Annotated in this window: 14 protein-coding genes; 9 read left to right on the top strand and 5 right to left on the bottom strand. The window is 72.2% G+C overall.

The genetic code is table 11. The annotated features are described in order from the left end of the window. Positions 1-221: 221 nt before the first annotated feature. Entirely contained in the window at positions 222-1,169 is a 948-nt protein-coding gene (locus KWI83_RS02665) for a GlxA family transcriptional regulator (RefSeq protein WP_218512569.1), read from the bottom strand. 71 nt (positions 1,170-1,240) lie between these two features. On the opposite strand from KWI83_RS02665, the gene KWI83_RS02660 reads away from it, so the two are divergent. Further along, positions 1,241-2,191, top strand: coding sequence for an NADP-dependent oxidoreductase (locus tag KWI83_RS02660; protein ID WP_218512568.1), 951 nt, complete (start codon positions 1,241-1,243; stop codon positions 2,189-2,191). 6 nt (positions 2,192-2,197) lie between these two features. On the opposite strand, the gene KWI83_RS02655 is transcribed toward KWI83_RS02660, so the two are convergent. Then, positions 2,198-3,304, bottom strand: coding sequence for an NAD(P)-dependent alcohol dehydrogenase (locus tag KWI83_RS02655; protein ID WP_218512567.1), 1,107 nt, complete (start codon positions 3,302-3,304; stop codon positions 2,198-2,200). Positions 3,305-3,329: 25 nt separating this feature from the next. Beyond that, the gene (locus KWI83_RS02650; protein WP_218512731.1) at positions 3,330-4,784 is read right to left on the bottom strand and encodes an aldehyde dehydrogenase; all 1,455 of its coding nucleotides are present in this window, start codon (positions 4,782-4,784) and stop codon (positions 3,330-3,332) included. A gap of 127 nt (positions 4,785-4,911) precedes the next feature. On the opposite strand from KWI83_RS02650, the gene KWI83_RS02645 reads away from it, so the two are divergent. The 5 genes from KWI83_RS02645 to KWI83_RS02625 all read left to right on the top strand — a co-directional run bounded on the left by KWI83_RS02645 (position 4,912) and on the right by KWI83_RS02625 (position 8,974). Next, entirely contained in the window at positions 4,912-5,349 is a 438-nt protein-coding gene (locus KWI83_RS02645) for a MarR family winged helix-turn-helix transcriptional regulator (RefSeq protein ID WP_218512566.1), read from the top strand. A gap of 147 nt (positions 5,350-5,496) precedes the next feature. Then, positions 5,497-5,871 (top strand): anti-sigma factor antagonist, encoded by a 375-nt coding sequence (locus KWI83_RS02640; protein ID WP_218512565.1) that lies wholly within the window; start codon positions 5,497-5,499, stop codon positions 5,869-5,871. Between the two features lie 49 nt (positions 5,872-5,920). Beyond that, complete coding sequence (locus tag KWI83_RS02635; protein WP_218512564.1) at positions 5,921-6,583, top strand: DUF4230 domain-containing protein; 663 nt, start codon at positions 5,921-5,923, stop codon at positions 6,581-6,583. A 428-nt stretch (positions 6,584-7,011) separates the two neighbouring features. Continuing rightward, complete coding sequence (locus tag KWI83_RS02630; RefSeq protein ID WP_374106266.1) at positions 7,012-7,584, top strand: VanZ family protein; 573 nt, start codon at positions 7,012-7,014, stop codon at positions 7,582-7,584. A 154-nt stretch (positions 7,585-7,738) separates the two neighbouring features. Beyond that, complete coding sequence (locus KWI83_RS02625) at positions 7,739-8,974, top strand: glycoside hydrolase family 16 protein (protein WP_218512563.1); 1,236 nt, start codon at positions 7,739-7,741, stop codon at positions 8,972-8,974. Positions 8,975-8,983: 9 nt separating this feature from the next. Here KWI83_RS02625 and KWI83_RS02620 read toward each other — a convergent pair whose 3' ends face one another. After that, positions 8,984-9,220: a hypothetical protein gene (locus tag KWI83_RS02620; RefSeq protein ID WP_218512562.1), complete on the bottom strand. Its 237-nt coding sequence runs from the start codon at positions 9,218-9,220 to the stop codon at positions 8,984-8,986. A 79-nt stretch (positions 9,221-9,299) separates the two neighbouring features. Then, entirely contained in the window at positions 9,300-10,109 is an 810-nt protein-coding gene (locus KWI83_RS02615) for an SDR family oxidoreductase (protein ID WP_218512561.1), read from the bottom strand. 143 nt (positions 10,110-10,252) lie between these two features. Between KWI83_RS02615 and KWI83_RS02610 the strand changes: the two genes are divergently transcribed. The 3 genes from KWI83_RS02610 (at position 10,253) to KWI83_RS02600 (ending at position 13,304) form a co-directional block, all read left to right on the top strand. Then, positions 10,253-11,287 (top strand): PHP domain-containing protein, encoded by a 1,035-nt coding sequence (locus tag KWI83_RS02610; protein ID WP_218512560.1) that lies wholly within the window; start codon positions 10,253-10,255, stop codon positions 11,285-11,287. A 93-nt stretch (positions 11,288-11,380) separates the two neighbouring features. Then, a complete protein-coding gene (locus tag KWI83_RS02605) occupies positions 11,381-12,043 on the top strand; it encodes an HAD family hydrolase (protein ID WP_218512559.1) in 663 nt (220 codons plus the stop codon). Positions 12,044-12,275: 232 nt separating this feature from the next. Then, entirely contained in the window at positions 12,276-13,304 is a 1,029-nt protein-coding gene (locus tag KWI83_RS02600) for an SDR family oxidoreductase (RefSeq protein ID WP_218512558.1), read from the top strand. Positions 13,305-13,323: the final 19 nt, after the last annotated feature.

Genomic DNA, 13,323 nt, shown 5'->3' with positions numbered 1-13,323 from the left:
AAGCAACACGATCGAACAGGGGGGTGTGCAGGGCGACCGCACTCATGAGTGCGCACTGCTGGGTCGACCCGTCGCAAACGTGTCAACTCGCAGCGCCGGATGGGAGCTTATCGGGTTTCAACCCGAAAGGATCAACCTCGCGGGCCGAGCGGACGTGAGGGTTCCGTCACTCTCCGCCAAGAAACCGTTGATCGACAAGTCGGCAGCTCAGCTGCGTTTGATCAACGCGTCCGCTGGAACGTGCGGCGGTACGCCTGCGGTGTGACGCCGATCGCGGCGTGCAGGTGCTGGCGCAGGGACGCGCCGGTGGCGAAGCCGACCTGGCCGGCGATGTGGTCGACGGGGAGGTCGCTGGACTCCAGCAGGTGCCGGGCGCGCGCGACGCGCTGCTGGATGAGCCGGCGGCCGGGGCTGACGCCCACTTCGTCGTGGAAGCGGCGGGCGAAGGTGCGCAGGCTCATCCGGGCGTGGGCGGCGAGGTCGGACAGGGTCAGCGGTTCGCCGAGGCGTTCGAGGGCCCAGGCACGGGTGGCGGCCGTACTGGCGGCACCGGTCTCGGGTACGGGCTGCTCGATGTACTGGGCCTGGCCGCCGTCCCGGAACGGCGGCACCACGCAGCGCCGCACGACGGTGTTGGCGAGCCGGCTGCCGTGGTCCTGGCGCACGAGGTGCAGGCAGACATCGACGCCGGAGGCGGCTCCGGCGGAGGTCAGCACGGGGCCGTCGTCGACGAAGAGGACGTCCGGGTCGAGGTCGACGTGCGGGAACATCCGCCGGAACCGGTCGGCGACCTGCCAGCGCGTGGTCGCCCGGCGGCCGTCCAGCAGTCCGACGGCGGCCAGCACGAAGACGCCGGTGCAGATGGAGACGATACGGGTGCCGGGCCGGATCAGGCCGAGTGCGGCGCGCACCTCGTCCGGGAGGTCGGCGGTGACGGACTCCGGCGCGATGGGCGCGATCACCACCGTGTCGGCCGTGGCCAGGGCCTCGGGGCCGTGCTCGACGGTGACCGAGAAGTCGGCGTTGGTGCGCACCGGCCCGCCGTCGACGCTGCACGTCAGCACCTCGTACCGGCCGTCGGCCGCGCCGAGGATCCGGCTGGGGATGCCCAGTTCGAAGGGGTACACGCCGTCGAGGGCCAGCACCACGACCCGCTCCACACGCTGCATGGCACGATCCTGACGAAGAGTGGCCATCATGCCATTTTCCGAACGGGCGGGCGCGGGCAGGCTGGGTGACCATGAGCGATGTGAACACCATGCGAGCCATCAGCCAGGACGTCCTCGGCGGTCCCGAGGTCCTCAAAGAAGCAGAGGTGCCGCGGCCGACTCCGCGACCGAACGAGGTGCTGGTCCGGGTGCGGGCCGCCGGCGTCAACCCGACCGACTGGAAGCACCGTGCCACCGGCGGCTTCCTCGGCGAGCCGCCCTTCATCCTCGGCTGGGACGTCTCCGGCGTCGTCGAGCAGACCGGCATCGGCGTCGCCCTCTTCCGGCCCGGCGACGAGGTCTTCGGCATGCTGCCCTACCCCTTCGGCCACGGCTCGCACGCGGAGTACGTCATCGCCCCGGCCCGCGCCCTCGCCCCGAAGCCCGCCGGAATCGACCACACGCAGGCGGGTGCGCTGCCGCTGGTCTCGCTGACGGCATGGCAGGCGCTGGTGGAGCGGGCGGACCTGCGACCGGGGCAGCGGGTGCTGATCCATGCCGCGGCGGGCGGCGTGGGGCACGTGGCCGTGCAGATCGCCAAGGCCCGGGGAGCGTACGTGATCGGCACGGCGAGCGCGGGCAAGCACGACTTCCTGCGCGAGATCGGCGTGGACGAGCCGGTCGACTACCGGGCGACCGACTTCGCGGAGGCCGTGCACGATGTCGACGTCGTGCTCGACACCATCGGCGGCGACTACTCCGTCCGCTCGCTGCGCGTACTGCGCCCGGGTGGGATCGTGGTGTCGATCCTGCCGATCGGGTCGGACGACTTCCACGCGGAGGCCGAGCGGCTCGGCGTACGGGCGATCCGGATGCTCGTCGACGCCGACCACCACGGCATGAGGGCCATCGCCGGGCTGATCGAGGACGACCGGCTGCGGGCGACGATCGCGGGGACCTTCCCGCTGGCCGAGGCCGCCAAGGCGCACCAGGTCGGCGACACCGGCCGCACCACGGGGAAGCTGGTGCTGCTGGCCGACTGAGCCCGGTCAGAAGGTGAGCACGGGCTTGACGGTCTTGCCCGCGCTCATGTCCCGCACCGCCTGATCGATCTCGGTGAAGCGGTAGGTGCCGATCAGGCGGTGCAGTGGGAGCCGCCCGTCCTTCACGAGCCGGACCAGGGCGGGGATGGCGGTCCGGGTCTCGCTGTCGCCCAGCGTCAGGCCGACGATCCGCTTCCCGGCGAGCAGTCCGTTGACGTCCAGGGAGACCTCGGTGCCGAACGGCGGGGCGCCGACGACGACCAGCGTGCCGCGCGCGGCGAGCGCGTCGACGCCCTGCCGGAGCACGGCGACGCTGCCGGTGGTCTCCACGACACCGTCGGCGCCCTGACCGCCGGTGATGTCGGCGATCGCGGCCCCGGCGTCTGCCGTCCCGGCGTCGACGGTGTGCGTGGCGCCCAACTCCTTTGCCAGCGATAGGCGCTGGCCGACCTTGTCGACGGCGATGACCGTGGTCGCGGGGGTCAGGGCGGCCGCCATCACCGCGGACAGGCCGACGGCTCCGGTGCCCAGGACGACGACGCTGCTGCCGGTGACCGGACGCAGGACGTTCCAGACGGCGCCGACGCCGGTCTGTACGCCGCAGCCGAGCGGGGCGATCGACGCGAGCGGCACGTCCGGGTCGACCTTGACGAGGCTGCGCTCGTCCGCGAGGGCCCGCTCGGCGAACGAGGACTGGCCGAAGAAGTGGCCGCCGAGCGGTTCGCCGTCGCGGGTGATGGTGCTGGTGCCGTCCGCCCGTCGGCCCCCGATGAGGTTCATCGGCAGCCAGGTCGCGCAGTACGCGGGGTGTCCGGCGCGGCAGTTGCGGCAGTCGCCGCAGGAGGTGAAGGACAGCACGACGTGGTCTCCCGGCGCGACCGCGGTGACGGCGGACCCGACGGCCTCGACGACTCCGGCTCCCTCATGGCCGAGCACCCCGGGCAGCGGGAAGGGCAGGGCGCCGCTCGCCACGCCGAGGTCGGTGTGGCACAGGCCGGTCGCGACCATGCGGACGAGGGCCTCGTGGGGGCCGGGTTCGTCGAGGACGACCTCGGAGAGGGTGAAGGGCGCCCCGCCGGACTCGACGACGGCGGCGCGGGTGGGGGTGGGCATCGCGGGAACTCCTTGGCGAACGCGCTCAGTCGAGCGAGACGACGACGGACTTGACCTTGGTGTAGGAGGCGAGCGCCTCGGGGCCGTACTCGCGGCCGAAGCCGGAGTCCTTGACGCCGCCGAACGGGACCGCGGGGTCGAGCATCGCCCAGTCGTTGACCCAGACGATGCCGGCCTGGAGGCGGTCGGCGAGGCGGTGGGCGCGGGCGAGGCTGCCGGTCTGCACGCCCGCGGCCAGGCCGTACGGCGTGGAGTTGGCGAGGGCGACGGCCTCGTCCTCGGAGTCGAAGGGCTGGACGGTGAGGACCGGGCCGAAGATCTCCTCCTGGACGGCACGGGAGTCGTTCGGCAGGTCGGCTATCACGGTGGGCCGGTAGTAGTAGCCGCCGTCGAGGTCGAGGCGCTCGCCGCCGCAGACGATACGGCCGCCCTCCCTGCGGGCCAGTTCGACGTACTCCTCGACCTTCCGCAGATGCCGCTCGCCCGCCATCGGTCCGACGACGGTCTCCGGCTTGCGAGGGTCGCCCACGGGTACGCCGGGGACCGCCTCGGCGAGGATGCCCAGCAGGGTGGCGTACACCGGGCGGGCGACCAGGAGCCGGGGTCCGGCCATGCAGAACTGGCCGGTGTTGAAGACGAACGCCTTGATGACCGCGCCGACCGCCTTCTCCAGGTCGGCGTCCTCGAAGACGAGGTGGGCGGCGTTGCCGCCGAGTTCCATGGTGACGGGCCGGAGCGCCTGCCCGGCGACGCCCGCCACATGCCGGCCGACCGTGGTGGAGCCGGTGAAGGCGACCTTGTCGACGCCGGGGTGGCGCAGCAGGGCCTCGCCGGTCACCGGGCCGGTGCCGGTGACGACGTTGACCACGCCGTCCGGGACACCGGCCTCCTGCAGCAGCCGGGCCATGTACAGGGCGCTGAGCGGGGTCTCATCGGCGGGTTTGTGGACGACCGTGTTCCCGGCGGCGAGCGCGGGGGCGAGCTTGGTACCGGCCAGGATGAGCGGGAAGTTGTACGGCGTGATGGCCGCGACCACGCCGAGCGGCTCGCGGCGGGTGTAGGCCAGGGCGTTGAGCGGGGTGTCGCGGGTGGCGCCGTCGAGACAGTGGGCCAGGGCGGCGTAGTGCTCGTAGTCGTTGGCGGCGTTCGTGACGTCGACGGCGCGGCACAGGGTGATCGGCTTGCCGACGTCGAGGCTCTCCAGCTCGGCGAGTTCGTCGGCGTTGGCGCGGATCAGCTCGGCGACGCGGTGCAGGATGCGGCCCCGTTCGCGGCCGCTCAGCCCTGCCCAGTGTCCGGCGTCGAAGGTCTCGCGGGCGGCCCGCACGGCGGCGTCCACGTCGGCGGGGCCCGCCTCGGCGACGGTGGTGAGGACCGTGCCCCGCGACGGGTCGACCACCTCGCCGCGCGCTCCGTCGGCGGCGTCGTGCCACCGGCCCCCGATGAACAGTCGACCGGGTTCGATCTCGAAGGTGGTCATCGCCACTCCCAGCTTCATTGCCAAGATCAGGAAACCAACAGGATCTCCAGAATTCAATAAACAGGATTCCTGTTGGTCCGCAGTCTGATTTCAGACAGGTTTCCTGTCAATGCTCTAGTCTCGATCCATGGTCGGCACCCAGGCAACGAAGACGTCCCCGTCCCTGCTCTACATGGTCAAGCAGGTGGAGCTCGTGGTCCGCTCGCACCTCGACGAGCTGGTCAGACCGTTCGGGATCACGGCGCTGCAGTACACCGCGCTCACCGTCCTGGAGCGGCACGACGGACTGTCGGCGGCGCAGCTGGCCCGCGACTCCTTCGTCACCGCGCAGTCGATCGCCGACCTGGTCCGTTCCCTGGAGGGCCGTGGCCTGGTGCGCCGGGAGCGCAACCCGCACAACCGGCGGGAGCTGCTGATCCTGCTCACCGGCGAGGCGCGCGAGCTGCTCACCCGGCTCGCCGGGCCGGTGCGGGAGCTGGAGGAGCGGATGGTGCGGGAGTTGACGGCCCATCAGACCGAGCAGTTCCGCCAGGCCCTCAGCAAGGCCTGGCAGGCCCTGTCGTAACACTTTGCTCACGCCGCGAAGAAACTCGGTCGCAATTCGAAGACATATGTCAACCGAACATGCTGAAATGCTTTCCAGCGAGGGTAACTTGCAGGGCGGGGCCCGCAGTTGCGGGTCCACCGGCAGCCGGTGGGAGGTGAGGTCGACGTGGAGGGGAACGCCGCGCCGCTCACCCGGCACCTGCGCATCCACCGGGAACAGGGGCACACGGTGCTGGAGTTCCGCGGGGAGATCGACATCGCCGCCGCGGCGGAGATCCTCCCGCACCTGGACGACGTGACCGCGCTCCCCGGCGCCCGGATCGTGATCGACCTCAGCCCCGTCGAGTTCTTCGACTGCTCCGGGCTGCGGCTGCTGTACCGGGCGCGCGGCCGGGTGCTCGCCCATGACGGGCGGCTGCATCTGGTGTGTGCCCACCCCATGACGCTGCGTGTCCTGCGGGTCACCGGGCTGCACCGGCTGCTGCCGCCGCTGCCCACGCTGGACGCGGCCCTGCGGCAGTCCGGGACGCCCACGGTCTGACCTTCCGGCGTAAAGGGCATGGGGAGAGTAGGAAGGAGGACCGTCACCCATGACGACTTCCATCAAGCGACTCCCCAGGCGCATGCCCGGCTGGGCGAAGGCGCTGAGCGCCCTCGTGCTGGTGCTCGTCGTGCTGTTCGCCGGGATCCGGCTGAGCGTGCTGCCGGGCCTGAAGGACCTGTTCGGCACTCAGACCCACGACCGCTCGGGGCCGGCCCTGCTCAAGTCGATCCAGGACATCAGCCGTTACGACGCCGCCTCCGGCAACTTCCAGGTCGTCGTGGACCTGGAGAAGGACACCAAGTACCTGCCCGACGCCATCCGCGGCACCCGCACCCTGTACGTCGGGGCGGGCACCGTCGACGCCTACGTCGACCTCGGCAAGGTCGGCGAGGACGACGTGACGGTCAACGAGGACCGTACGTCCGCCACGCTGCGGCTGCCGCACGCGGCACTCGGCGAGCCCGCGCTCGACCCCGACCGCTCCTACGCCGTCTCCAAGCAGCGCGGTCTGCTCGACCGGCTCGGTGACCTGTTCTCGGACAACCCCAACGGCGAACAGGCCGTGCAGCAGCTCGCGGTGCGCCACATCCAGGACGCGGCGAAGGAGAGCGAGCTCACCGCGCGCGCCGAGAGCAACACCACCGACATGCTCGAAGGGCTGCTGGGCTCCCTCGGCTTCAAGGAGGTCGACGTCACCTACGGAAGATGATCACGAGGTGAGGACGCCGGGCAGGGCGAGGGCGCCGAGCACGGTGGCGCCCACCAGCAGCCAGGCCACGTAGTCCCCGACGTGCCCGGACTGGGCGCCGCAGCCGCAGCGCCCAGTCCGGGGCGGCGAGCAGCCTCGGCCGGGTCGCGGCCGGCGCGGCCAGCCCCACGGCCGCGCCGTCGCCCACGGCGCCGGCTCACGGCGGGCTCACGGCCGGGAGCGTCGTACGCCGGGTCAGCGGGCAGCACCTCGACGGGCTCTTCAGGTCACTCTGCGTCATCAAAGCACCGGCCCATGAGGAGGGCGGGGCGGCGCGCGGGTCCTCGCCGGAGTGCCTCGGCAGGACAAGGGGAGACCGGCGCCGCATCTCTGCCGTCTCCGGGGGTAATCGCCTTGTTGCCAAGGGAAGTTGAACCCTGGAGGACCGAGTGGGTCGTGCCGCCCTGCTGTCCCGCGTTCTGTCGCGCCCGCGACTCGCCAAGCGACTCGCCAAGCGGCCCGCCAACGGGTTCGCGAAGCCTTCGGCCAAGCCGGAGCCGAGGAAGCGGCGCCCGCTGCTTCCACTGATCGGCCGGACACTGGCGATGGCGTGCGCCTTCGCCTTCATGGTGGCGTTCGCCGTGGTGCTGGCCCGGCTGACCCTGCAGCCCTCCCCGGCGTCGGAGGCGCTGACGCACAGCAACCTGCGTCCCGGCAGCTCCCTGCGCGCCTATCTGGACCAGCCCGAACTGCGTGACGCGGTGAAGCAGATCGGCGGCAACCTGCTGCTCGGGGTGCCCTTCGGGGTGCTGGTGCCGGTGCTCGCGCCCCGGGCGCGCGGGATCCTGCGGGTGCTGCTGCTCACCGCGGTCGTGATGCTGGCGGTGGAGCTGGCGCAGGGGGCGATGGTCACGGGCCGCGCCTTCGACGTCGACGACGTCATCCTCAACACGACCGGTGCGCTGGCCGGGTATCTGCTGCTGGGGCGCAGGCTGGGGCGGGCGGTGCACGCGCGGCGCTGAGAGATCCGACGTCCGTCGCGACGCGGGCTCCAACTTCTGGTCTGTACCAAGGTATTGACGCACCCTTACCTCACCTCTTGAATCAAGGGGAATCCTTCACCCCCCACCTCAGTCGGCGCGCCCGTGCGCGGGACGCCGTACGGAAGGGAAGGCCGTGGCTTCCCCACGACTGCTCCGCAGATGCCTGCTCGGCGCGCTGTCCGCCGTGCTGCTCGCCTCCGCCGCCGTCGCCGCGCCCGCCCGGGCGGAGCCGGCCGATGTCCGGGCGGTGACGTTCTCCGACACCTTCGACGGTCCCGCCGGTGCGGCGGTCGACTCCTCGAAGTGGCAGATCGAGACCGGCGACAACGTCAACAACCACGAGCGGCAGTACTACACACCCGGCACGAACAACGCCGCGCTCGACGGCCAGGGCCATCTGGTGATCACCGCCCGGAAGGAGAACCCGGCGAACCACCAGTGCTGGTACGGCCGCTGCGAGTACACCTCGGCCCGGCTGAACACCGCCGGGAAGTTCACCGCGCAGTACGGACATGTCGAGGCCCGCATGAAGATCCCGCGCGGGCAGGGCATGTGGCCGGCGTTCTGGATGCTCGGCAACGACCTGGGCGACGTCGGCTGGCCGGACTCGGGCGAGATCGACGTCATGGAGAACGTCGGCTTCGAGCCCTCCACGGTGCACGGCACGATCCACGGCCCGGGCTACTTCGGCTCGGGCGGCGTCGGCGCGGCCTACTCCCTGCCGAACGGGCAGGCCTTCGCGGACGGCTTCCACACCTTCGCCGTCGACTGGGCGCCCGACTCGATCGCCTGGTCCGTGGACGGCAACGTCTACCAGCGCCGTACACCCGCCGACCTGGGTGGGAAGCAGTGGGTGTTCAACAAGCCGTTCTTCCTGATCCTCAACCTCGCGGTCGGCGGCTACTGGCCGGGCGACCCGGACGGCTCCACCGTCTTCCCGCAGCAGCTGGTGGTGGACCACGTGTCGGTGACCACGAGCGACTCGGCGACCGGCGTGGCGATCAGGGGGCTGGCCGGCATGTGCGTGGACGTCGCCGGGGCGAACTCCGCCAACGGCACGCCCGTCCAGCTCTACGACTGCAACGGCACCGCCGCGCAGCAGTGGACCGTCGGCGCGGACGGGACGATCCGGGCGCTCGGCAAGTGCCTGGACGTCGCGAGCGGCGGCACGAGGGACGGCACCGCCGTCCAGCTGTGGGACTGCAACGGCACGGGCGCGCAGAAGTGGGTCGTCACGGCGGCACACGACCTCGTCAACCCGCAGGCCGACAAGTGCCTGGACGTCACCGGCAGCGGTTCGGCCAACGGCACGCGGCTGCAGATCTGGACCTGCACGGGCGGCGCCGACCAGAAGTGGACGGTGGGCTGAGCGCAGGCCCTAGCGGGGTTTCCAGGTGAACTTGTCGCCGCCGACCCAGCGCACCACGTCCGGGTCGTCCAGGTCGTGGACCGTGATGCCGAAGGCAGCGGCAGTCTCCAGGACATCGGTGACGGCCCGCGCCGCACCGACCACTTGACCGTCGATCTCCACGATGCGGAACGGCGGACTGCCGGGCTGGACGCCGAGCACCGTGATCCGCGGATGGGAGATGTAGGGGCTCGCGATTTCGGTCATGTCATAGAGCGTAGAGCGGATCCGGCCACTGCGGCCCCTGCTGCGGCGGCCGGTGGCGGCGCCCAGGGGCTGTGCGGGCTCAGGGGCGCCGCCAGTCGTCCGAGGTCAGGTGGGAGCCCGCCTGCGGGCCCATGCGGAGCATGCCGCCGTCGACGGTCCAGGACGCGCCGGTGACGTACGAGGCGTCGGGCCCGGCGAGGAAGGCGATCACGGCGGCGACCTCCCGGGCGTCGCCCGGCCGCCCCAGCGGCACGCCGGGGCGCCGCTCGCTGCGGACGTCCGTGTCCTCCTGGCCGGTCATGGGCGTGGCGATCTCGCCGGGGGCGACGGCGTTGACGGTGATGCCGTGCTCGGCGAGTTCCAGGGCCATGACCTGGGTGAGCAGGCCGAGGCCGCCCTTGGCCGCGCAGTACGGCGCGGCGCCCACCCTGGGCTGGTGCTCGTGCACGGACGTCACGTTGACGATCCGGCCCCCGTCGCCCTGCCGGATCATGTGCCGCGCCGCCCGCTGCCCGCACAGGAAGGGGCCGACGAGGTCGACGTCGAGGACCTCGCGCACCTTGGCGAGCTCCAGGTCGAGGAAGGGTGTGGCCGTGCCCGTTCCGGCGTTGTTGACGAGCACGTCCAGCCGGCCGAGCGTCCCGCACAGCTCGTCGACGGTGTCCGCGGCCTCGGGCAGCCGTGTGAGATCCATCCGGGCGACGGCCGCCCGCCGGCCTGCGGCCCGCACCTCCTCGGCGGTCTCCTCGGCGCCCTTCTCGTCACTGTGCCAGGTGATGCCGACATCCAGCCCCGCCTCGGCCAGCCGGACGGCGGTGGCGCGTCCGATGCCCGAGTCGGCGCCGGTGATCAGGGCGACCTTGGGGTGGGGTGCGGTGGGGGCGGTCATGAAGGCCTCCGCTGGACGACTGCAGGACGAGGCATCGCAGTACCCCGGCGCGTACCGGACAAACCGCGCAGGGCCGCCGAGAGTCCGCCGTGCGGCCCCCGTGGGGCTGCGGAACCCTGGAGGGTGACCCGGAGGAGGTGGCGATGGATCCCGTCGAGGCACTGGGCCGGATCGCCTTCCTGCTGGAGCGGTCGCTGGCGCCGACGTACCGCGTCCGTGCCTTTCGCACCGCCGCCCGCGTGGTGGCCGAGCTGCCCGAGGACGAGCTGCGCGCGCGGGCGGCCGCGGGGTCGCTGGAGTCACTCAAGGGCGTCGGCCCGAAGACCGCGCAGGTGGTGCGGGAGGCGCTGGCGGGGCAGGTGCCGGGCTATCTGGTACAGCTGGAGGGCGAGGCCGGGCAGGAGCGGCCGGTGCGGGGCGGGGAGGGGTTGCTGGCGCTGCTGCGCGGGGACTGCCATGTGCACTCCGACTGGTCGGACGGCGGCAGCCCGATCGACGAGATGGGCCGGGCCGCGGCGGCGCTCGGCCACGAGTGGACGGCGCTCACCGACCACTCCCCCAGGCTGACGGTGGCGCGCGGGCTGTCGGCCGAGCGGCTGCGCGAGCAGCTGGACGTGGTGGCCGCCCTCAACGCGACGTGGGCGCCGTTCCGGCTGCTCACCGGCATCGAGTGCGACATCCTGGAGGACGGCTCGCTGGACCAGGAGCCGGAGCTGCTGGCGCGGCTGGACGTCGTGGTGGTGTCCGTGCACTCCAAGCTGCGCATGGACGCCCGCTCGATGACCCGCCGCATGGTGCGGGCCGTCCGCGATCCGCACGCCGACATCCTCGGGCACTGCACCGGGCGGCTGGTGACCGGGCGCGGGCGGCCGGAGTCGGAGTTCGACGCGGAGGAGGTGTTCGCCGCGTGCGCCGAGTCCGGTACGGCGGTGGAGATCAACAGTCGCCCCGAACGGCTCGACCCGCCTCGCCGACTGCTGCGTCAGGCGCTGGCGGCGGGCGTGCTCTTCTCGATCGACACCGACGCGCACGCGCCGGGGCAGCTGGACTGGCAGATCAACGGCTGCGCCCGGGCGGAGGAGTGCGGGATACCCGCGGAGCGGATCGTGACCACCTGGTCGGCCGAGGAGCTGCTGGGCTGGACGCGGGAGGGGCTGGTGCCGACCGGGGTGGGATGAGGCCCGGTGTCCGCTTGGCGGGCCGCTCGCGTGGTACTCGTGCGGCTGACGAAGCCTGACGAGGGGTGAGCGGAAGGGAGCGGAAGGACCGCCATGGATCGCGCCGCCGTGTTCGACGTCGACGGAACGCTCGTCGACACCAACCATCTGCATGTCGCGACCTGGTGGGAGGCCTTCCGGCAGGCGGGCCATCACATCCCGATGCACGCCATCCACCGGGCGGTGGGCCTGGGCTCGTCGGACCTGATCGCGCATCTGCTCGGCGACGACCGGGACAAGGACCGGGACGACGAGCTGAGCACCGCCCACAAAGTCCTCTACGGGCAGTACTTCGACCGGCTGCCCGCGCTGCCCGACGCCGGCCCGCTGCTGCGCCGGCTGCACCGGGACGGCTGGAGCGTGGTGCTGGCGACCTCGGCGGGCGGCACCGAGCTGGCCGCGCTGCGCCGCGCGATCGACGCGGACGAGGCGATCACCGCGACGGCCAGTGCCGACGACGTGGAGCAGGGCAAGCCCGCACCCGAGCCCGTCGAGCACGCCCTGGAACTCGCCGGGGTACCCGCCGAGCGGGCGGTGTTCGTGGGCGACACCGTGTGGGACATGCGGGCGGGCAGCCGGGCCGGGGTGCGGTGCGTGGGCGTGCTGTGCGGCGGGATTCCACGGGCGGACCTGGAGGAGGCCGGGGCGGACGCCATCTACGACGATCCCGCTCATCTGCTGGCGTCCCTGCCGGAGCTGAGCGGGGCGGCAGGGTGACACGGATCACGGCATTTCGGGGCGCGCGACGGAACGCCCGAGGACAGTTACCCGTTGAACAACTCGTGGCGCCGAGAGGCGACCGCCATCCGTGCCCACCCTCATACCGCCCCGACCGGCCTCCCCCGTCCGGTCGGGGCTTTCTCTCACCCGTACTCGTACGCGTGCGAGCGGCCGCGACCGGGTACTCGGTGCCCTCCACCGCCAGGAGTACGCCCGAGAGGAGCGGAACGTGAGCAGCGAAGCGGGCAGCAGGATCGTCGTCACGGGCGCGACCGGCAATGTGGGCACCAGCGTGGTGCGCCTTTTGTCCGAGGATCCGCAGGTCGGGTCGGTACGGGGCCTGGCGCGGCGGCTTCCCGAGTGGTCGCCGCCGAAGACGGACTGGGCCGCGGTCGATGTGGCGTCCGAACAGGCCGATCTCGTCAAGGAGTTCCTCGGCGCCGACGCCGTCGTCCATCTGGCCTGGGCGTTTCAGCCGACACACGACCCGGCGACCACCTGGCGCACCAACGTGCTGGGCAGCATCCGGGTGTTCGACGCGGTCGCCTCCGCGGGCGTGCCCACCCTCGTCCACGCCTCCTCGGTGGGCGCGTACTCGCCGGGGCCCAAGGACCAGGCCGTCGACGAGTCCTGGCCGACGCACGGCTGGCCGGACGCCGCGTACTGCCGGGAGAAGGCCTATCTCGAACGTGCTCTCGACGCCTTCGAACGGGACCACCCCGGGATCCGGGTGGTGCGGATGCGGCCCGCGTTCCTGTTCAAGCGGGAGTCGGCGAGCGAGCAGCGGCGGATCTTCGGCGGCAGGTTCCTGCCGGGCCCGCTGGCACGTCCCGAGCTGCTGCCGTTCCTGCCGGACGTCCCCGGACTGCGGGTGCAGGCGCTGCACACCGACGACGCGGCCGCCGCGTACCAGCTGGCGGTGGGCTCGGACGTGCGGGGCGCCTTCAACCTCGCGGCCGAGCCGCCGGTCGACGCGGAGCTGCTGGCTGAGATGCTCGGCAGCCGTCCGGTACGGCTGCCCCGGACCGCGGCCCGCTCGGCGATCGCCGCCGCGTGGGGGCTGCATCTGCTGCCCGCCTCCCCGCACCTCTTCGACGCCGTGCTGCGGCTGCCGCTGATGGACTGCACGCGCGCGCACACCGAACTGGGCTGGCGGCCGACGCGCACGGCGACCGAGGTGATCGAGGAGTTCCTCCAAGGGCTTCAGCAGGGGGCGGGGGCGCGGACGGAGCCGATGCGGGGGCGGAAGGTGGGCTGAGCTCCCGGGGCGGGTGGGC

This window comes from Streptomyces sp. TRM70350, from assembly GCF_019219825.1.
GTDB lineage: Bacteria > Actinomycetota > Actinomycetes > Streptomycetales > Streptomycetaceae > Streptomyces.
The sequence above is the reverse complement of the archived record's forward strand: the minus strand, read 5'-3'. Positions and strand labels throughout refer to the sequence as shown.

Bases quoted from the DNA above. Each gene is read 5' to 3' on its own strand.
- KWI83_RS02645 (WP_218512566.1), top strand. From the start codon at position 4,912: ATGGTCGGCACCCAGGCAACGAAGACGTCCCCGTCCCTGCTCTACATG.
- KWI83_RS02605 (WP_218512559.1), top strand. From the start codon at position 11,381: ATGGATCGCGCCGCCGTGTTCGACGTCGACGGAACGCTCGTCGACACC.
- KWI83_RS02610 (WP_218512560.1), top strand. From the start codon at position 10,253: ATGGATCCCGTCGAGGCACTGGGCCGGATCGCCTTCCTGCTGGAGCGG.
- KWI83_RS02620 (WP_218512562.1), bottom strand. From the start codon at position 9,220: ATGACCGAAATCGCGAGCCCCTACATCTCCCATCCGCGGATCACGGTG.
- KWI83_RS02650 (WP_218512731.1), bottom strand. From the start codon at position 4,784: ATGACCACCTTCGAGATCGAACCCGGTCGACTGTTCATCGGGGGCCGG.
- KWI83_RS02660 (WP_218512568.1), top strand. From the start codon at position 1,241: ATGAGCGATGTGAACACCATGCGAGCCATCAGCCAGGACGTCCTCGGC.
- KWI83_RS02665 (WP_218512569.1), bottom strand. From the start codon at position 1,169: ATGCAGCGTGTGGAGCGGGTCGTGGTGCTGGCCCTCGACGGCGTGTAC.
- KWI83_RS02655 (WP_218512567.1), bottom strand. From the start codon at position 3,304: ATGCCCACCCCCACCCGCGCCGCCGTCGTCGAGTCCGGCGGGGCGCCC.
- KWI83_RS02635 (WP_218512564.1), top strand. From the start codon at position 5,921: ATGACGACTTCCATCAAGCGACTCCCCAGGCGCATGCCCGGCTGGGCG.
- KWI83_RS02615 (WP_218512561.1), bottom strand. From the start codon at position 10,109: ATGACCGCCCCCACCGCACCCCACCCCAAGGTCGCCCTGATCACCGGC.